This window comes from Mycobacterium intermedium, assembly GCF_002086275.1.
Classification (GTDB): domain Bacteria; phylum Actinomycetota; class Actinomycetes; order Mycobacteriales; family Mycobacteriaceae; genus Mycobacterium; species Mycobacterium intermedium.
On sequence record NZ_MVHT01000058.1, the window covers coordinates 23812 to 42759 of the forward strand.

Annotated in this window: 17 protein-coding genes; 8 read left to right on the forward strand and 9 right to left on the reverse strand. The window is 65.0% G+C overall.

Annotated features, from left to right (window positions below; translation table 11 throughout):
• Positions 1-85: 85 nt before the first annotated feature.
• Entirely contained in the window at positions 86-2044 is a 1959-nt protein-coding gene (locus BST27_RS19430; RefSeq protein WP_069419859.1) for a PE domain-containing protein, read from the reverse strand.
• Between the two features lie 251 nt (positions 2045-2295).
• The gene (locus BST27_RS19435; protein WP_079220035.1) at positions 2296-2994 is read right to left on the reverse strand and encodes a hemerythrin domain-containing protein; all 699 of its coding nucleotides are present in this window, start codon (positions 2992-2994) and stop codon (positions 2296-2298) included.
• 226 nt (positions 2995-3220) lie between these two features.
• Between BST27_RS19435 and BST27_RS19440 the strand changes: the two genes are divergently transcribed.
• Together BST27_RS19440 and BST27_RS19445 are read left to right on the forward strand one after the other, a co-directional pair.
• Positions 3221-3529, forward strand: coding sequence for an Rv3488 family transcriptional regulator (locus BST27_RS19440; protein ID WP_069419860.1), 309 nt, complete (start codon positions 3221-3223; stop codon positions 3527-3529).
• Positions 3483-4094, forward strand: a complete 612-nt coding sequence (locus tag BST27_RS19445; protein ID WP_232007306.1) for a DoxX family protein — start codon at positions 3483-3485, stop codon at positions 4092-4094. Before BST27_RS19440 ends, BST27_RS19445 begins: the two co-directional genes overlap by 47 nt.
• Here the strand turns inward: BST27_RS19445 and BST27_RS19450 are convergent.
• The 7 genes from BST27_RS19450 to BST27_RS19480 form a co-directional block, all read right to left on the reverse strand.
• Complete coding sequence (locus tag BST27_RS19450) at positions 4076-5563, reverse strand: aldehyde dehydrogenase family protein (RefSeq protein ID WP_069419861.1); 1488 nt, start codon at positions 5561-5563, stop codon at positions 4076-4078. The genes BST27_RS19445 and BST27_RS19450 overlap by 19 nt on opposite strands.
• 146 nt (positions 5564-5709) lie before the next feature.
• Complete coding sequence (locus BST27_RS19455) at positions 5710-6927, reverse strand: cytochrome P450 (RefSeq protein ID WP_069419862.1); 1218 nt, start codon at positions 6925-6927, stop codon at positions 5710-5712.
• 12 nt (positions 6928-6939) lie between these two features.
• Complete coding sequence (locus tag BST27_RS19460; RefSeq protein ID WP_069419863.1) at positions 6940-7932, reverse strand: SDR family oxidoreductase; 993 nt, start codon at positions 7930-7932, stop codon at positions 6940-6942.
• A 9-nt stretch (positions 7933-7941) separates the two neighbouring features.
• Positions 7942-9075, reverse strand: a complete 1134-nt coding sequence (locus BST27_RS19465; RefSeq protein WP_069419864.1) for a spirocyclase AveC family protein — start codon at positions 9073-9075, stop codon at positions 7942-7944.
• Positions 9076-9089: 14 nt separating this feature from the next.
• The gene (locus tag BST27_RS19470) at positions 9090-10202 is read right to left on the reverse strand and encodes an ABC transporter substrate-binding protein (RefSeq protein ID WP_069419879.1); all 1113 of its coding nucleotides are present in this window, start codon (positions 10200-10202) and stop codon (positions 9090-9092) included.
• A 93-nt stretch (positions 10203-10295) separates the two neighbouring features.
• Positions 10296-11108: a CbbQ/NirQ/NorQ/GpvN family protein gene (locus BST27_RS19475; protein WP_069419865.1), complete on the reverse strand. Its 813-nt coding sequence runs from the start codon at positions 11106-11108 to the stop codon at positions 10296-10298.
• Between the two features lie 11 nt (positions 11109-11119).
• Complete coding sequence (locus BST27_RS19480; protein WP_079220037.1) at positions 11120-12802, reverse strand: nitric oxide reductase activation protein NorD; 1683 nt, start codon at positions 12800-12802, stop codon at positions 11120-11122.
• 127 nt (positions 12803-12929) lie between these two features.
• Here BST27_RS19480 and BST27_RS19485 point away from each other — a divergent pair, with 127 nt between their 5' ends.
• The 6 genes from BST27_RS19485 (at position 12930) to BST27_RS19510 (ending at position 18834) form a co-directional block, all read left to right on the forward strand.
• Positions 12930-14069, forward strand: a complete 1140-nt coding sequence (locus BST27_RS19485) for an acyl-CoA dehydrogenase family protein (RefSeq protein ID WP_069419867.1) — start codon at positions 12930-12932, stop codon at positions 14067-14069.
• A complete protein-coding gene (locus BST27_RS19490) occupies positions 14066-15157 on the forward strand; it encodes an acyl-CoA dehydrogenase family protein (protein ID WP_069419868.1) in 1092 nt (363 codons plus the stop codon). The genes BST27_RS19485 and BST27_RS19490 overlap by 4 nt, the downstream gene beginning before the upstream one ends.
• Positions 15154-16083: an SDR family NAD(P)-dependent oxidoreductase gene (locus BST27_RS19495; RefSeq protein ID WP_069419869.1), complete on the forward strand. Its 930-nt coding sequence runs from the start codon at positions 15154-15156 to the stop codon at positions 16081-16083. Before BST27_RS19490 ends, BST27_RS19495 begins: the two co-directional genes overlap by 4 nt.
• 11 nt (positions 16084-16094) lie before the next feature.
• Positions 16095-16742, forward strand: a complete 648-nt coding sequence (locus BST27_RS19500) for a nitroreductase family protein (protein ID WP_069419880.1) — start codon at positions 16095-16097, stop codon at positions 16740-16742.
• 147 nt (positions 16743-16889) lie between these two features.
• Complete coding sequence (locus tag BST27_RS19505; protein WP_069419870.1) at positions 16890-18149, forward strand: TetR/AcrR family transcriptional regulator; 1260 nt, start codon at positions 16890-16892, stop codon at positions 18147-18149.
• A 43-nt stretch (positions 18150-18192) separates the two neighbouring features.
• Positions 18193-18834, forward strand: coding sequence for an SDR family oxidoreductase (locus tag BST27_RS19510; protein ID WP_069419871.1), 642 nt, complete (start codon positions 18193-18195; stop codon positions 18832-18834).
• Positions 18835-18948 lie beyond the last annotated feature (114 nt).

Consider the following 18948-nt stretch of genomic DNA (forward strand, 5'->3'; position numbering starts at 1 on the left):
GCGACTTCGTGATTATGGTCACGTGAGACGGCGAATCCGACCGAGGTCGACTCAGCTATGCCGCTGGCGACCGTTGATTCGATGATCAGATGAATGGATTGAGGTCCGGCGGGATGATCCGGTTGCCGGTCACCCCGGTGAAGCGGACGAAGATCTGCGCCGGGATATTGAACGTCTGGTAGACGGCCGAGCCGAGCCACGAGACCGGCACCTGTAGGAAGCTGGGCGTCACGGCGAGGAGATTGTTTATCTGCCCGTACAACAGGTAGGGAATGGTGACCGCGACCGTGCGCGCCGACAGGTTTATGTTCGCCGGGACATCGGGATAGCCCTGGGTGGCGAACGATTGGTTGAGCACGCTGTACAGGTTGGCGCCGGGATCGAAGTAGTAGTTGTCGAAGGTGGGGGACGTTATGGGCGCACCCTGCATGTACGCCGGCGGCGTGATGCCGAATTGATCCAGAATCGTCGGCGTGACACTGACGATCTGCCATTGGTTGTTGATCCAGCCGTTTCTCATGTCGCCGGCTTGATCCCAGATGAGGTAACTCGCTGTCTCCAGCGGTGATTGGAACCCGTGACCGGCGCCGAGCGGGTCTCCCCCGGTGTGCCCATGGTCGGTGGTCACGAGGATGTCCCATGATTCGCCGTGTAGGGACTCCCAGGCGGCTATGGCCCCCAGCAGGCCGGTGCCGTTGGTACGTGACCCGATGTTGGCGTCGATGACCCGAAGGGCGTGGGCGTACTGCGGTGAATCGCCACCGTATTCGTGCCCGTTGACGTCGACACCAGTGAAGTAGGTGAAGATCAGATTGCCCTTGTTTGGATCGGCGGCCATGATCGCGGCTTGGGCCTGCGTGCCGACCAGGTTCGTCGTCGCTTCCCAGTGCGCGTCGCCCGGGACCTGGGCGATGTACTCGATGTGGTCTGCGGGGAACGGCCCGGTGGCGGCGATGTTGGTGATGACGTCCCAGTCGGCGATGACCGTGGTGTTGATGGCGTCTCCGAACGTTCCCTCGAGTTGCGTGTACACCGTGGGCCAGTCGGCGTAGGTCCAGGGGGTGAAGACGTTGTTGGTCACGCCAGCGATCTCGCTCCACACACCGGTTTGAATGGTCGTCCACGACGGGTTGGAGATGGTCGTGTGGCCGATGATCGTTGACGCCGAGGTGATGCTTTGGCTCATCAGTTCGTGGAAGTTCGGCGTGCCGGTGGGGTCGGCGAGGACCCTTGCCAGATTGACGCCGTCGGTGCCGATCAACAGGAAATTCTCGTCGGGCGCCGTCGCGAGCAGAGCCTGAAGGGCATTCGCGTCAGACGGCACGAACAGGAAGTGTCCGTTGCCGAACCCGCCTTCGCCGTTGGCGCCCGGTGTGCCGAACAAGGACAAGGCGCGCCCGCCGAGCCCGCCGAAGCCGTAGGTGATCGTGCCGACCCCTCCGGCGCCGCCGGCCCCGCCGTTGCCCCACAGCAACCCGCCGTTACCGCCGTTGCCGCCGACCCCGCGGTTGATGCCGCCGGCGCCGCCCGCGCCACCGTTGCCGATCAACCCGGCGTCGCCGCCGCGCCCGCCCCTCGATCCCGGCGCACCCGAGCCGCCATTGCCGCCGTTGCCCCACAGAATGCCGCCGGCGCCACCGTTTTGGCCTGTGCCGGGCGTCCCGTCGGCACCGTTGCCGATCAACGGACGTCCCAAGAAGAAGTTCGTCGGCGCATTGATCGCACCCAGCACCTGGTCGCCGAGGGCCTGCAGGGGGTTGGCGTTGGCGGCCTCCGCGGCCGCATAGGCCAGGCTGGCGCTGTTCAATGCCTGCACGAAGCGCGTGTGGAACGCCACCGCCTGAGCACCGATCGCGCGGTATTCCTCTGCGTGAGCGGCAAACAACGCCGCGATCGCCGTCGACACCTCGTCAGCAGCAGAGGCGGCCAGTGTGCTGGTCGGACCTAACGCGGCCAGGTTCGCCGCCCGAATCGAGGACTCGATACCGGCGACATTCGCGGCTGCTGTCGCCAACAGATCCGGTGCGGCAAACAGGTACGACACTGCGCCCTCCCACTCGGCAAACCACGATCGGACGATTTGACTTAGACGATAATTACATAACTCCGGTTGTTTGCCGAGAGATTTCCGCGCCCATATCGAAACTTGGCTCGCGCTCTTGTGGCTCGACAGTTTTTAGGTGGCTTTGATAACTGCCAGGCATTCGTCTAGCTGCCACGAGACGGGCGGTGTCGGCGCAAGAGGGGACAACCCCGTTCGACGAGCCAACAGCTGCCTCGCGTCGCGCTCCGCCTTCACGCCGGGGTGAATTGGCTCAGGTCGTAGATGCCGAGACTCTTTTCAATATCGACGACCTTTGCGACCATGCCTTCGAAACCCGTTGGGCCGAAACGCCGATGCTCCTCGTCTTCGAAAATTTCGGCCATGTCGCGGAACTCTTTCGGGGGCACTACGTCACGCAATGCCGGGAATACGACGGTGTCTTCGCGTGCCTCATGCGGCTCATACATCCGGATAAACGCCGCCAGGTCCTGTGTCAGTTCTTCTCGTTGCGATCGGTCGGACACGCCCGCACCGGAGGTGAGGGACAGCACGCGGTCGGTGATGGTGCGGCCTCGCTGGTGCTGCGTGCGCAGGACCGAGGTGATGTCGGTGAGTTTGCCCGCTTGCTCGAGCCTGGGAAAGACGTACTGCTCTTCCGAGTGTTCGTGATAGTCGTGGATGAAAGTTCGAATGATCTCCGCGCCCGCGTTGAGGGCCTGACTTGCAGCCGCGTCACCAACCTGCACGCGCCGGATCCCCTCCCGATAGATGAGCAATATGCGCTTGAGCACTCCGTGCTCCTTCATCAGGTCTTCCGGCGGTGTAACGGGCAGTTCACCTTCCGACGGTGCGCCGGACTCGCCGCCTTTGGGCGGGGGGCTGTCGCATGCCGACAAGGCGATGCCGCCGACTGCCGATAGTGACATCCCGACGAGGCTGCGCCGGCTCATCGCTTTGGGCAGTTCGATCACGGCATTGCCTTTCTTCGTGGCGTCGGTCTTGGCGTCGGTTGTCGGGAAATAGACCACCTTCGCGATGATATCGTGATCCGATATCGCGAACAGATATCATGGTTCAGGCTCATCCGGAGGCCGGCATGCCTACCGCGTCGTCGTGGCGATCCAGCTCGAAACCTGTGCGCCCGCAATATAATACGGTGTTCTGCGGTGTGCACCAATGAGCCAGTTCCTACGCGGTGCGGTCCGATTACACATACTGCACCATGCGAATATCGCGTCGATCCATGGCGCATGGATGGCCGACGAACTGGCCGGGCATGGCTACAGGATTTCGCCGGGCACGCTGTATCCAACGCTGCACCGCATGGAAAGAGATGGCCTGTTGGCCTCCCGGCAAGAGGTGGTGGACGGTCGCGCCCGCCGCGTCTACGACATCACCGAGCTGGGGCGAAAGGCGCTCGCCGAGGAGCGCGCCGCGCTTGAAGAACTGGCCGCTGAAATCCTCGGACCCAGGAAGGGGCGTTAGCCACGTGACCCAAGAAATGTCATGGCGTGATCGCTTGACCGCGACCAACGCGCCCGCCGCCGTGCTGCTGATCCGGTTGTATGTCGGCGTCGTGTTCGCCAGTGAAGGAATACTGAAATTTCTGCGGCCCGATGCTCTTGGCACCGGACGATTCGAAAAGGCCGGCATTCCGGCGCCCGGCTTCTTCGCCTACCTCGACGGCGTCGCCGAAATCACCTGCGGGGTAATGCTTCTCGTCGGTCTGCTGACGCGTTTAGCCGCTATTCCGATGATCATCAACATGATCGGCGCATTGGCGATCACCAAGGTGCCCATACTGTGGGGCAACGCCGCGTTGTTTCGAGGCAAGAGCGGGTGGTGGGACTTCAGCCACGAAGCTCGCCTCGACCTCGCTCAACTGTGCGGCAGCATTTTCCTGCTGATCGTCGGCGCGGGTGCCCTGTCTCTGGACAAACGTTTGCCGACGAGCGTGCGCAAAATGCCAGCCGCGGCGGCGTGTCGGTGTACCGACACGCACGCTCGCGGTCGTTGCGGTCATTGCGGTCATCAGGGAGCGGCGGGGTAGCCGACCGACTTGATCTCGGTGTACTGGTCGAAGCCGGCCACACCGTTCTGCCGTCCCACCCCGCTGTACTTGTAGCCGCCAAACGGTACGTCGGCACCGTACGGAGCGCCGCCGTTGGCACTCATGAAGCCGGCCCTGATTCGACGGGCCACCGCCAGCGAATGCTCCACCGAACCGGACATCACGTTGCCGGCCAGTCCATACATGCTGTCGTTGGCGATGCGGATGGCGTCCTCCTCATCGTCGAAGGGGATGACGGCCAGCACCGGGCCGAAGATTTCCTCTTGGGCGATGGTCATCTTGTTGTCGACGTCGGTGAAAAGCGTTGGCCGGACGTAGTAGCCCTTGTCGAACCCGGTGGGTGCGTCGGGTCCGCCGACCAGCGCGGTGGCGCCCTCTTCGACGCCCTTGCGGATGTAACCCATCACCCGCTCGCGCTGCTTCTCCGAAATCACCGGGCCGCAAAGCGTTCCGGGGTCTTGCGGGTCGCCGCAGGTGACGTTCTCGTAGATGCTCTTCAGGATCGCGACGCCCTCGTCGTAGCGCGACCGCGGCAGCAGCATCCGTGTCGGGTTCGCACACCCCTGCCCGGCGTGCATGCACGGCGCAATGCCGATCGCGCAGGCCATCCCGAAGTCGGCATCTTCCAAGACGATGGTGGCCGATTTGCCACCGAGCTCGAGGAAGAGCCGCTTCATGGTCGCCGCGCCCTTTTCCATGATCCGCTTCCCGACCACCGTCGAGCCGGTGAACGAGATCAAGTCGACCTTCGGCGACAGCGTAAGCTCCTCGCCCACAAAGTGATCCGATGCGGTCACCACGTTGACGACACCTGCCGGGATGTCGGTCTTCTCCGCGATCAGCCGGCCGAGGCGAGTCGCGTTGTACGGGGTGTTGGGCGCCGGCTTGAGCACCACGGTGTTGCCGGTGGCCAGCGCCTGGCCGAGCTTGTTGATGGTGACCTCGAACGGGAAGTTCCACGGCACGATAGCCCCGACCACGCCGACCGGCTCACGAAATATCTTGACGCTGGTGTTGGCGCCGGTGAGGCTGACCACCCGGTCCTCGAGGTCGGTCTCCCACGCGTACTCGTCGATCAGCCTGGCCGGGTACTTCAGCCCGTCCTGCAGCGGCGCGTCCAGCTGCGGCCCGAAGGTGATGGCCCGCGGCGAGCCGACTTCAAGGATGAGCTCCTCACGCAGCTCTTCCTTCTCGGCTTCGATCGCCTCGTGGAGCTGGAGCAGACAGCGCTTGCGCAACTCGCGGTTGGTCGACCAGTCCGTCTCATCAAAGGCGCGCCGGGCGGCGTCGATGGCCCGGTGCATGTCCTCCTTCGACGCGTCGGCGACCTCGCCGAGCGGCTCCTCGGTGGCGGGGTTGATGTTGGTGAAGGTGCCGGCTTGGCCGTCGACGAGCTTGCCGTCGATCAGCATCTTCGACTCGAACCGCACCTTTACAGTACTTGTCATATCTGTTCAGCTCTCTTTCGACGAGGCGCTGGTCGGAGCGCCGGGGACGTGTCTTGCCCTCGCGGGCCACAGCCGGAAAGGCCACCGTACAGTGAGCCTTACTGGAAACTAGCCGATTGGCAAGGTGCAACATATGACGGCCCCTATTACTGGGGGTCGAACAGCACCGGTACCGACGTCGGAGACCGGAACACCTGCCCGCGGACATGCGGGTCGTCTCCGTCGGGATCGAGCCGCAGATTCGGCAGCCGGTCCAGCAGCAGATTGATCGCGGTGCGCATCTCCAGCCGGGCGAGGTGCATGCCGAGGCAGACGTGCACGCCGTGCCCCCAGCTGAGGTTCGACTTGGGCTGCCGGAAGATGTCAAAGGTGTCGGGATCGGGATAGCGATCCTCTTGCCGGTTCGCCGAACCCAGCATTGGCATCACGGTGGCGCCCGCGGGGATCTTGACTCCGCCGAGTTCGGTGTCGCGGGTGGCCACCCGGGTGATCGTCAGCAGGGGCGCCTCCCACCGCACGCCCTCCTCGATGGCTTGCGGCAGCAGCGACCGGTCCTCGCGAATGGCCTTCAACTGATCGGGATTCGACAGCAGCGCCAGCAGCAGGCTGCCCAGCGACCGGTAGGTCGTCTCCACCCCGGCGGGCAACAGCAACCGCAGGAATGAGTAGATCTCCTCGTCCGCGAGCTTCTCGCCGTCGATTTCGGCGTGGGCCAGCGCGCTGATCAGGTCGTCTTTCGGTTCGGCGCGACGTGCCTCGAGGATCGGAGCGAAGTACTCGCACAAGGCCGCCGAAGCGGCAAGGCCGCGTTCGGGATTCATCAGCCAGCTCAGCAGCGAGATGGACCAACGTTGGAACTGGGGGTAATCCTCTTCCGGCAGACCCAGCAGGCCGGCGATGATCTGGCTCGGATAGTCAAAGGTGAACTCCTTGACCAGGTCCGCCTTCCCGTTGGGCGCGAACTTGTCGATGAGGCTGTTGGCCACCCGCGCGACCAGCTCGTCCTGCCAGCGCGCCAATGACTTCTGCGAGAACGCCTTGGACACCAGACCCCGCAGCCGGCCGTGAACCGGCTCGTCCATGCCGAGCATGACGCCTTCGCCAAGAACCGGTCCGAACGCCGCGATGACCGCGGCCGAGGAGAAGGTTTCGTTGTCGCGCAACATCTGCTGGATGTCCTCGTGCCGATACACGATGAACATCGGCAGCGATTCCTCGTGCGGCAGCGCCCCGGACGTTTCCAGCCGCTGCACGGGCTGCTCGCGACGCAACCGCGCCAACTCGGTGTACGGGTCACGCACGTCACCGGAAATGGCGTCGTCGAAGGCCCCGAAGTCCTCCAAGTCGTCGAAAAGCTGTACCACTGCTAGTCCCCTCTAGTCCTTCTCCGTCTTGGTCGAATTCCGCGCCGCCAGCGCAGCCAATCGCTGCAGCAGCGGTTGCGGGAGAACGCGCGCGGCAAGCACCATCGCCCGCTGCCCCGTGGTCAACGGCCATGCGCCGCCGCGCATCGACCCCTGCCTGGGTATGCCCAGCACGACCCGGGACATGTGGTGCATGCCCGACGCCGGGAGAATCCGGTTGGACGCCAACAGCATTGCGGCATCCGGGCCCACCGCCCGCCGGCGGAACGGTTTCTCGTCAGCCAAAGCCTTGACCAGGCCGTCGGTGAACTTCTCCGGCTTGCGGGCGAAGCTGACCGCGAACCGCCCGCGAGTGTTCATCGTGTGGTGCAACCGGGCATACGGGCCCTGGAAGTTGCGATCGTCGGTAGTGCCGGCGTCGGTGATGATGTCAGTGTCGTAAGTGCCGGTCACCAAGACGGTGACGCCGAGACCGAACGGTGCGATCTCGCATGCCATGGATTCGCCCCAGCGTTCCATCGCTGCCTTGGCCGCCGAATAGGGTGCGGTCCCCGGCTGTCCCCGCACCCCGGCCGTGCTGGCCACCAGCACGATGCGCCCCTCCCCCGTCGCACGCATCGCCGGCAGCAGCGCCTGCGTAAGTGCGACCGGACCCGTGACGTGAGTGGCGAACATCCTCTGCCACAACGCCATATCCGTCTCTTCCACCATTCCGGCGGCGGAGATGCCGGCGTTGTGCACCAGTGCGTAGGGTGCGCCGACGGCTTCTTCGATTGCCTTCGCCGCCGCGGCGATCGATGCGGGGTCGGTGAGGTCGAGTTGCACGCCGATCAGCCGGTCGTCATCGGGCGTTGCGCCGGTCGCCTCCCGGAGCAACGGCAGCGCGTTGTCGGGGTTGCGCATCGCAGCGACGACCCGCCAACCTTCGCGGTACAGGCGCACAGTCGAGGCGAAACCCAGTCCGCGCGACGCGCCGGTGATGACGACGCTGCGTGGCTCACTCATCGCGTGGGCTCATTGTTTGGGAGCACACCGGTCCGATGTCTCGCCGAGCTGCACGGTCGGGCGTCCGTTGGGCTGCGCGCTCATATAGGTCGACCAAATCCCGACCGCGTATGGCCCGGGCTGTCCGTTCTGTTCGTAAAATCCTTGTGGATCATAGACTTTCGCTTCGGGGTAGGGCCACGGGCAGGCCACCGACGTCGAGATGCGGGTCCACTTGAGGATGGCGAAACCGGTGCCGTAGGCGAAATAAGCCAGGTTGATCAGCACGAACATCACCACGAACATGCCGAGAGCGGGACGGTTGGGGAAGATGCGCACCCGTTGCGCCAATTTCTCGGCGACGGTCCGACCGGTGTCGTCGCGGTAGAGGAGCACGCCGGCGGGGACCATCACGAAGGTGACCATCACGGTCTCCCAGATGAACGGGAACTGGTATGTCTCGCCGGTGAAGACAGATCCGAACGGAACCACTTGGGAGTAGATGTAAAACCCGGTGCGCACCAACGTGATTTCGAGCATCGCGTCGATGATGATGCCCAGTGGCAGGATGATCAGGGCCAGGCTGATCAGCGGATGGCGCCAGACAAACGAGTCGACGGGCCTACGGGCCTGGATTCGGCGCAGGATCGCGATGGCCGGGAAGTAGGGGCCGAGGTAGAACATGATGTAGCCGATGACCAGGAACGGCTCCACCGTGGGCGACAGCGAGACCAGCGGCCAGTCCACGGGCCAGTGCCACAGCTGCGGGTTGTACACCGCGAACGGCGACCAGTTCATGATCGGGTCCTGCCAGACGATCAGCGTCGTCACGATTCCCATCAGCAGCACCGGATGCGGCCCGTGCTTTCGCCACGCGATGACGTACACCACGACGATGATGGACATCGAGACGATCGTGAAGATCTGGAACAACTCCAGCCAGTGGTCGTAGCCGAACAGCGGTTCGACCGGACGCGGCGCCCCTGTCACCTCGGGGTTGCGGATCCGATCCGAGGTCACACCCTTTTGTGCGAAGAAAGCGATAACCCCAAGCAGCGCAATGGCGACGGCAACCCATACCGCCACCAACACGCCCTTCCGCCGCTCGGCGGGCGGGGCGACTTCGGGCGGCTTGGCGGGCGGACTTGTTTGGGCTGTGGTCATGAGTTGGTGACTCCTTACTCCGCGCCGAACCGGTCGACCAGATGCGAGTTCACGCCGTCGGCATCCAGGCGACGGGCCACGAGATACCCGGCACCCATCCAGGCGCGCCGGGTCCACTTGCCCAACGAGACTCGGGTCCCGGGCGCACCGGAAGCCGCGGGCAGCATCTTCACCCGCTCCAGCGCTTCTTTCACACCGCGCGGACTCAGTGGGTGGGCGTCGGCGAAAGCGTGCAGCAGCGTGGTGGCAACGTCGCGGTTCACCACGGGTACGCAATATTGCGGACGGCGTCCGTACGCCGCTTCGTATCTGTCGAGGAACTGCTGTCCGACGGCGTTGGCCTCGTCGTATTGGTCGACACCGGTCCATCCCATGAAGGCTTGCCACAGCACCGGATTGATCCAGGCGTTCTGAAATGCGGTGCTGGTGAATCGCGGCGGGTCCCAATTGAGCTCTGCCAGCGCAGCATTGATGAACAGAATCCCGAAGCCGAAGCCGCAGTGCACCAAGGCGCTGGGCTTGGCGTCATGCATGGTGCGGATCGCCTCACCGACGTCCTGTGCGGTTTGCGCGAGCTGTGCTTCAGCGACGACGCGGATACCCTTGCGCCGGGCGGCCTTCCGGAAGTTCTTCACATAGCTCTCGCCAACGAGCGATTGCTCGACCAGTACGCCAACCTCGGTGTGACCGCCCTTGGCGAGCAAGTCCGCCCAGAAGATGGGTTCGTCGGTGAACGACCCTTGCGGGAATGCGAATGTCCACTCCCCCAACCAGTCGTCGCTGCCACAGACGTTGACCGCCGGAACACGGAACCGCTCCTCGATCGCTTCCTTGAGCGGCACCGCGTTCTCGCTGATGTGCGGACCGAACACCACCAGGCAGCCCTCGTCGACGAGTTCGCCGTAGGCGTCGATGACCGCCTTCACCGAGCCCTTGGGCAGGCCTTCCACCTCGCGGTAGATGATCTCCACCGGGCGGTCGATGACCTTTTGCTCCACTCCGTCCTGGAAGACCAGGTCGAAGGGCCGGGTCAGGTCGTCGCGCATCTCCTGCGGGTAGAACTCCGGCAGCAGGAAGTCGAACAGGTATCCGATCTTGATGGGCTGTGCTGTGCTTTCGTAGGACAACTTCACCTCCGGTGGCTGCGGTGCGGGCCGGCACAGCAAACAAACCTAAAATTTGTTCCTAACCCTAACGCGTTACACAAGTCAGCGTCAATGTCAATTTCCGCGGCCCGGCTCCGGGCCGGTCAGATAGGCATCGATCATTTCCCTGAGCCCGTTGGAGACGTGCGGGTCGTCCGTCAACGGACCGGCGATCGCGGCGGCGGCGGCTTCGCGCGGACTGAGCCCCTCGGCAACCAGCCGTCCGGCGGCAATAAGCACTCTGGTGGAGGACACTTCGCGCAATCCGCCGTTCTCCACGCGCCGGATGGCCTGCGCCAGGCGCACCAGTTCGGCGGCCGCGTCGGCACCAATGCCGGCCTCGTGGGCAACGATCTTCTCCTCGACATCGGGCGTCGGAAAGCCGAACTCGATGGCGACCATCCGCTGACGGGTCGAATCCTTGAGGTCCTTGAGGACGCTTTGGTACCCGGGGTTATAGGACACCACCAGGCAAAAACCCGGCGCTGCATCGAGGATCTGGCCGAGGCGCTCGATGGGCAGTTGGCGCCGGTGGTCGGAGAGCGGGTGCAGCACCACGGTCGTGTCCTGACGAGCCTCCACCACCTCGTCCAGATAGCAGATCGCGCCTTCGCGCACCGCCCGGGTCAACGGTCCGTCCACCCATTCGGTATCGCCGCCCCGCAACAGGTAGCGGCCGACCAGGTCGGCGGTGGTGAGGTCATCGTGGCACGCCACGGTGATCAGTGGCCGTCCCACGTCGTAGGCCATCGCCTCCAAGAACCGGGTCTTCCCGCATCCGGTCGGCCCTTTCAACAGCACCGAAAGTCCTTGCCGGAACGCCGCTTTGAAGACCTTCTCCTCGTTGCCGACCGCTACGTAGAACGGCCGGGACGCGGGTGCTGACACTCGTTTCTCCTTCAGGCGGGGTTGGGCGCAGCGTAGCGCGGAACAGATATTTGGCTCAAGCTTCGTCCGGATTGCGGTCGGCGTACCTCCGCCGCGCGCAGCGCATTGCGGAACAATGGCCCGACCACCCGACTCAACTCTTCGGGTCGCGCCAGGGTGGCGTGCGCGGCGCTGCCGAAAACCCGTTGCAGCTCCTCGGGATCGGTATCCGCGCCGACTGTCAGACACACGCATGCGGTGCCCCGCGCGCGGGCCTCGGCCAGCGCACGGCGGGCGTCGGCGGCTCCGTAAACACGTTCATAGCCGTGGTCGTAGGCCAGCCCATCGGAGATGACGACGAGCAGCCGACGCGTGGTACCACCGCGTTCCTCTAGTACGGCGGCCCCATGCCGAATCGCCGCACCCAATCTCGAATACGCGCCCGGCACCAACCCCCGAAGTTGCCGCAGTGCGAACACGTCCAGGGTTTCATCGAAACGCTTTATCGGCATCATCTGCACCGCCGAACGGCCTTGAGAATGAAACGCATACAGCGCCAGACGATCCCCGATGCCGTGCAAGGCAACGGCCAAGGCGCCCGCGCTGGCGCGCTGCAGATCGTGCACCGTCTTGCCATCCACACCGGCCTCCGCCACCGACCCGGAAATGTCGAGTAGCAGCAGCACGGCAAGGTCGCGCCGGCGCTTGAGGCTGGCCAGGTAGACCTCCTCGTCAGGTGCCGAACCGGCCATGGCCTCGATGCGCGCTTCGATGGCCGCGTCGATGTCGATGTCGTCACCTTGAACCTGTCGGCGCAGCCAATCCGGCCCCAAGCCCAGCCGCGCCAGCGGACGTCGCAACCCATACTCGTTCACGTGATCGTCGCCCGGAGACTCACGCACCTGGGGCGGCGCCTCCCGCACCGTGCACCAGTTCGGCCGATAAGCGCGTTGATGAATGTCCCACTCGGGGTAGGTAATTCCTGGATCCTTGGCGGCCGGTCCGTCGAGTGCACCCGTCGGTGCCGTCGAGAACCTGGCGCCACTACCCCGCTTTCCGGAGTGCGTGCGATGCGTCGGGGCGTCGGCCCCGGGCTCTCCGCCCTCACCGAGCCGTCGGACCGGGCGCAACAATTTGCTCAGCAGCTTGCCCAACGCGCCCCCGCCGCCCACCGGGCTGGTGAACATGTCTCCGGCGTCGGCGCCGCTGTCCTCGTCCTCGTCGAGTTCCTCAAGTGGCTTGTTGCCGCGCCGACGGGCGCTGTGGATGGCGGCGGCCTTCTCGTTGCTACGCCTCGCCGCCAACAGCTTGCGGGCCTGGATGGTACCGAAAACCTCTGGCGGGTTGCCGATTTCCCGTCCGCTGCGCGCTATCGCCAGGGAGCTGGCCGGGGAATCACTGCAAGCGGCGGCATCGACGTCGACCAAGCCGCGCGCAACCGGCGGTAACCAGCCTTCGTTCGCGGCGAGAGCCCGATGGCCTTCGATCACCAGATATCGTCTCGCCACGTCCGGCCGCCGCTTGAGTTTGCGCAGCACGGCCGGTTCCAGGCTGCCTGACGACAACAGCGTTGCTTGTACGGCCAGCGCCTGCAGCTGGGTGTGGACGGGTGCGGCGGGGTCGACGAAGACCGTGTTGCCATCCGTCCAGGTCGGCTCTCCGGGTGCGCCCGGCGCCACCTGCAGCGCGCGGTTGGCCAGCGCCGAGGCGAGCATGCCCAGTCGCGCCAACCGCTCGGAGTCCACGTCTCGCCCCTTCCATGATTGACCAAATATCTGTTCCAACGTAGAGTCCGGCTTGGCACGCAGTCAATCGCGCGATGACGAGGGGCCCTGAAGGCACGTGGATTTCTCTTACCCGGCGGAAGTGGAACAGTTTCGTGACGAGTTCCGCGCTTGGCTTGCCGCCAATCTGACCGATGAGCTGCGAACTGCTCGCCGCCAACCGGGCCGCGACGACGCACAATTCGAGAAGGTGCGGGCGTGGAACGCGACGATGGCCGACGCGGGCTGGGCGGCGGTGTCCTGGCCGCGCGAGTACGGCGGCCGCGGCGCCACCGTACTGGAGCAACTGGTCTACACCGAAGAGACCACGCGAGCGCGGGCGCCGTTGCCGCTCAACGTCATCGGAATGAACAACATCGCCCCGGCGATCATGCAATATGGCACCGAAGAGCAGAAGACCACGTTGCTGCCCCGGATGATGCGCGCGGACGACATCTGGTGCCAAGGCATGTCCGAACCCGAGGCGGGATCTGATCTGGCCTCGCTGCGTACCCGCGCGGTCCGCGACGGCGACCAGTTCGTCGTCAACGGACAGAAGATCTGGACGTCGCTGGGGCATCGGGCGCAGTGGTGCCAGTTGTACGTACGGACCGATCCGGATGCCCCGAAGCACAAGGGAATTTCCTGCTTGATCGTCGACATGGCGTTGCCGGGCATCGAGGTTCGGCCCCTGGTCACGCTGAATGGCGAAGCCGACTTCGCCGAGGTGTTCTTTCACGACGTGCGGGTGCCCGCGGACGCCTTGCTCGGTCCGCTCAATGGCGGTTGGCAGGTAGCCACCACCACGTTGAGTCATGAGCGCGCGGGTGCCGCGCGACTCTACGCCGAGATGCAGGTGCGCCTTGAGGAGCTGGTGGCCGACTTCGCCGCGGCCAAGGTGGGCGACAACCCGGTAACGCAGCGACGTCTGGGCGAGCTGGCGCTGCGCATCAGATATCTCGAAATCCTCTGCCAGCGAGCGATATCGGCGTCTTTGCACGGCGGCCCGGAAGTGGTGGCCTTCGGCACCGCGAGCCTGGCCAAGACGGTATGGGGTGAGATCGGACAGGAACTGGCCGCCCTGGCGTTTGACGTGCTGGGCAACGACCGGTGGTGCGACTACCGGCTGACGTCGCGTTCGCTCACCATCGCCGGCGGCACCACCCAGATCAACAAGAACATCACGGCCCAACGCGTACTCGGGTTGCCGCGCCGATGAACCTCGAACTCACCGACGAACAAGTCGCACTACAAGACACGGTGCGGCGCTTCCTGGCCGAGAAGGCACCGGTTTCCGGGCATGTGCGGCAACTGCTCGACGGTCCGACCGGCACCACCGAACACGTTTGGCGTGGTCTGGCCGACCTCGGCGCGACCGGGCTTTTGGTGCCGACGAGTTACGGCGGTGCCGGCATGACGATGGTCGAGGCCGGGATCGTCGCGGAAGAACTCGGCGCCGCCCTGCATCCGGGCCCGTGGTTGTCCAGCGCGGTAGCCGCGACACGCGCGCTGAGCCGGCTCAGGGTCGACGACGCAGCAGCCAAACTGTTCACCGGAATCGCCGACGGCACCACGACAGCCACGATCGGATTTCTCGGTGGCACTTCGGTAGAGGCCGTCGATCGGGATGGGGACTTCCTGCTGAGCGGCGAGCTGACGGCCGTTCCTGACGCCGCCGCAGCGGGCGTCCTGCTTGTCCTCGCCGGGGATGCGCTCTTCGCGGTGCATTCCAGCGACTCCGGCGTTACGGCTACGCCCGAAGGCGGTATCGACCCGACACACAAGCAGTTTCGCATCGACCTTGACGGCGTGACCGCGCACCGACTGGGTGCGTTTACACCCGACGACGTCAGCGCTGTCATCGACAACGTGCTCATCGCGAGGGCCGCCGACGCGCTCGGCGCCGCCCGTGCCGTCATGCAACTGGCCGTCGAGTACGCAAAGACCCGAACGCAGTTCGGCCAACCTATCGGGTCGTTCCAAGCCGTCCAGCACCTGTGTGTCGACATGTACGAAGCCGTCGAACTGGGCCGCAGCGGTGTCATTCATGCCCTGTGGGCGGCCGACCACGCGGATCCCGTCGAGCGGCACCTGTCCGCGATACGCGCCAAGGCGTTCTCCGGACGACTGGCAACCGTGGGCGACACCGCGATCCAGGTGTTCGGTGGGATCGGCTACACCTGGGAGCACGACGCTCACCTCTACCTCAAACGCCTGCTGGGTTGGAGCGCGTTCCTGGGCAGCCCCGATGACTACCTCACCGAGCTCGGTGCCCAGCTCGCCACGGCGAAAGGCGCTGTCCCATGATCGATTTCACCGATCAGGTCGCGGTTGTCACCGGCGCCGGCCGCGGCCTGGGGCGACTGTACGCCCTGGAGCTGGCCCGGCGCGGCGCGTCGGTAGTGGTCAACGACCTGGGTGGCACCATGCACGGTGAGGGTGCCGATACGGCGGTGGCCGACGAGGTCGTCGCCGAGATCGAGCACGCGGGCGGCACGGCGGTGGCGTCCCATGATTCGGTGGCCAACCCGGAAGGCGGCGAGGCCATCGTCGGACTGGCCGTGGAACGCTTCGGCCGCCTCGATGCGGTGATCAGCAACGCGGGCATCTTCAGCAGCGTTGCGTTCGACGAGCTGTCGGTCGACGACTGGCGCAAGATGCTCGCCGTGCACCTCGACGGCGGTTTCTATCTGAGCCAGCCGGCGTACCGGGTGATGAAGAGGCAGAAGTACGGCCGGTTCGTCTTCATCTCCTCCTCGGCGGGCATGTTCGGGCAGCCGATGGAAGCCCACTATGCCGCGGCCAAGGCCGGGCTGGTGGGACTGTCGAACGTCATCGCGATCGAAGGCGCCGAACACGGCATCCTGTCGAATACTGTGCTGCCATTCGGGTTTTCGCGCATGGTGACCGAAACCGTCGGAGACCCGAAAGTCCTGGAGGGCATCGGGTTCCTCAATGTGATCAAGCCGGAGCTCGTGGTGCCCATCGTTGCCTTCCTGGCGAGCCGAGACTGCCAACTGACCCATCAGAACTACTCGGCGTGCGCCGGTCGTTTCGCCCGGGTATTCGTTGGCCTCGGCGAAGGTTGGTTCGCGGAACGCGACAGTGAGCCGACCACCGACGACATCGCGGCGCACCTGTCCGAAGTGTCGGCGACCGAGCCGTTCACGGTGCCCGGTTCGATCTTCGAGGAAGTTTTCGCCATCGCCGCGCAGCTCGGCGTCACGACATGACGGGCCCGAACATGGACATAACCTACCTGCTCAACGCCACCCGGTCGGCCCGCAAGTCCCTCGACCCAGCGGCTCCCGTCGACCTGGCTGACATCCGCGAGTGCCTGCAAACCGGCTTGCAGGCCGCCAACGGTTCCAATGCGCAGTCGTGGCGATGGATCGTCGTTACCGACCCGGTCAAGCGTGCGAAAATCGCCGAGTTGTACCGCGAAGCCTATTTACTTCGGGTCGGCGGGCAGCTGCTTGCGGACTTTCTGCCCGCCGACACACCGGAGGGGCGGCTCATGTCGTCCACGGAGTGGTTGGTGGAGAACATGGCCAACCTGCCCTTGTTGGTAATCCCTTGCTACCAACCGTATCTCCCGCGCATCGATGGTGACGAATCGTTCTACCAGGCGACCCTGTACGGGTCCATCTTCCCGGCGGTGTGGAACTTTCAGTTGGCTCTGCATACTCGCGGCTACGGGACCTGCATCACCACCCTGCATCTGCACCGCGAGCAGGCGGTGCGGGAGTTGCTGGAGATCCCGGAAACATACGTTCAGGGGTGCCTGCTGCCGGTGGGGCGGCTACGTGCCGGGCACAGGTTTCGGCCTGCTCGGCGCAACTCCGTGGATGAGGTTGTCTGCCTGGACTCCTGGGAAGGCGGACCGATTTAGGATGGGTGACCATACCGGCCGCAGCGCCTCGAGCAGCGCGTTTGTCGGCGCAAGTCTGATAACCTCCAACAAAGATTTGGTTCGGTGGGGAGGGGTAAGTCGCATGGTGCCGGCACTGGAATCCCCCAGGGTGGCGTCCGGGCGACCATGACCGACAGCGCAACCGACACCGGTACCCGCCGCAGTGAGATCCTCGAGACCGCGGCATCGCTGATCGCCTCGACGGGCTTGCGCACCTCGCTGCAAGAAATCGCCGATGCCGCAGGCATTCTGCCGGGAAGCCTCTACCACCATTTCGAGTCCAAAGAGGCGATCCTGGTCGAGTTGATTCGTCGGTACCAGGCCGATCTGAATCGCATCGGGGCGGCCGCACAGGCACGGTTGGACGAAGCCGATTCCCGGCCCGCGGCGGAACAGATCACCGAACTCGGCTCGGAGATCGCCCAGTGCGCGGTGCGGCACCGCGCCGCTTTGCAGATGTCCTTCTACGAGGGGCCCAGCTCAGACCCCGAGTTGATGCAGTTGACGCGTCAGTGGCCGACCGCGATCCAAGAGGCGATGCTGCAGACGCTGCGCGCCGCCCGGTGGAGCGGCTACATCCGGTCCGACATCGACCTGCCCACGTTGGCCGACCGGATTTGCCAGACGATGCTGCAAGTGGGGCTGGACGTGATCCGCGAAAAGGCGTCCGCCGATCAGGTCGCCACGCTGCTGTGTCGGATCATCCTGCACGGGCTGGCAGCCGAACCGCCGAGCGACGCTGCTCTGGACCGGTCGAACGCCTTCACCGCGGCCAACGACATCATCGCTTCGTGGGCCGACGACGACGAGGCGGATCCCAGCGACAAGGCCGCCCACCTGCGCGCCGTCGCCCGAACCGAGTTCGGCCGCAAGGGTTATGAGTCGACCACCATCCGGGACATCGCCGCCGCGGCGGGCCTCGGGACCGGAACCGTATACCGGGTGATCGGCTCCAAGGATGAACTGCTCGACTCGATCATGCGGTCGTTCGGGCAGAAGGTGGAAGCCGGTTGGATCCGCGTGCTGCGCTCTGACGCGACACCGGTCGAGAAGCTGGACGCATTGAGTTGGGTCAATGTCAATGCGCTGGATCAGTTTTCCGACGAGTTCCGGATCCAACTGGCCTGGATGCGGCAATCGCCGCCAACCGCCAACCCGGGCTGGTCGTATACGACCCGGCTGCGGCAGATGAAATCCCTACTATCCGAAGGTATTCGGTCTGGCGCCATCCGGATTGACGCGCCGTCCACGGCGATGCTGGCCCGAGCGGTCATCGGCGTGCAGTGGATTCCCGAGAACATCCTGAGCGCGGTGGGTACGCGTGCCTCGCTCATCCTGGCCCGCGACACGGTCTTACGCGGCGCCGCCGTCCGCGGCGACCAGTAGCCGCGGCGCCACGCGAGTCACTGGGCCGCGCTAGCGTCGAGGGATGGCGCACATCATCGTTATCGGCGGCCACGGCAAGGTCGCGCTGCACCTGGGTCGCATCCTGACCGAGCGCGGCGACAAGGTGAGTTCGGTCTTTCGCAACCCCGATCACGCCGACGATGTGGCGGCCACTGGGGCCACACCGGTGGTTGCCGACATCGAACGGCTCGATACCGACGCCCTGGCCGACCTGCTGGCCGGGCATGACGCGGTGGTGTTCTCCGCCGGTGCCGGCGGCGGCAACCCGGCCCGCACCTATGCGGTCGACCGTGACGCCGCGATCCGGGTGATCGACGCCGCCGCACAGGCGGGCGTCAAGCGGTTCGTGATGGTGTCCTATTTCGGTGCCGGACCCAATCACGGTGTGCCGGAGTCTGATTCGTTTTTCGCCTACGCAGAAGCGAAGGCGGCTGCGGACGCACACCTGCGGGCCAGTGATCTCGATTGGACGGTGTTGGGGCCAGGACGGCTCACGCTGGAACCGCCGACCGGCCATATCGAAGTCGGCAAGGCGAAGGGCCAGGTGTCCCGAGCAGACGTCGCACTCGTCATCGCCGCGGCGCTGCAGGACGACTCGACCATTCGTCGCACGATCGACTTCAACAATGGAGATGTCCCGATCGTCGACGCGCTGGCAGGCTGAAGGACCGTCGCGCGGCGCTCTGACGCCGACCGTCACGCTGATATGGGAATCATTTTGTCAAGGGGCAGGGTGAAGCGGCGGCCACAACCGTCGTTGCGGCCGCCGCTTCGTTGA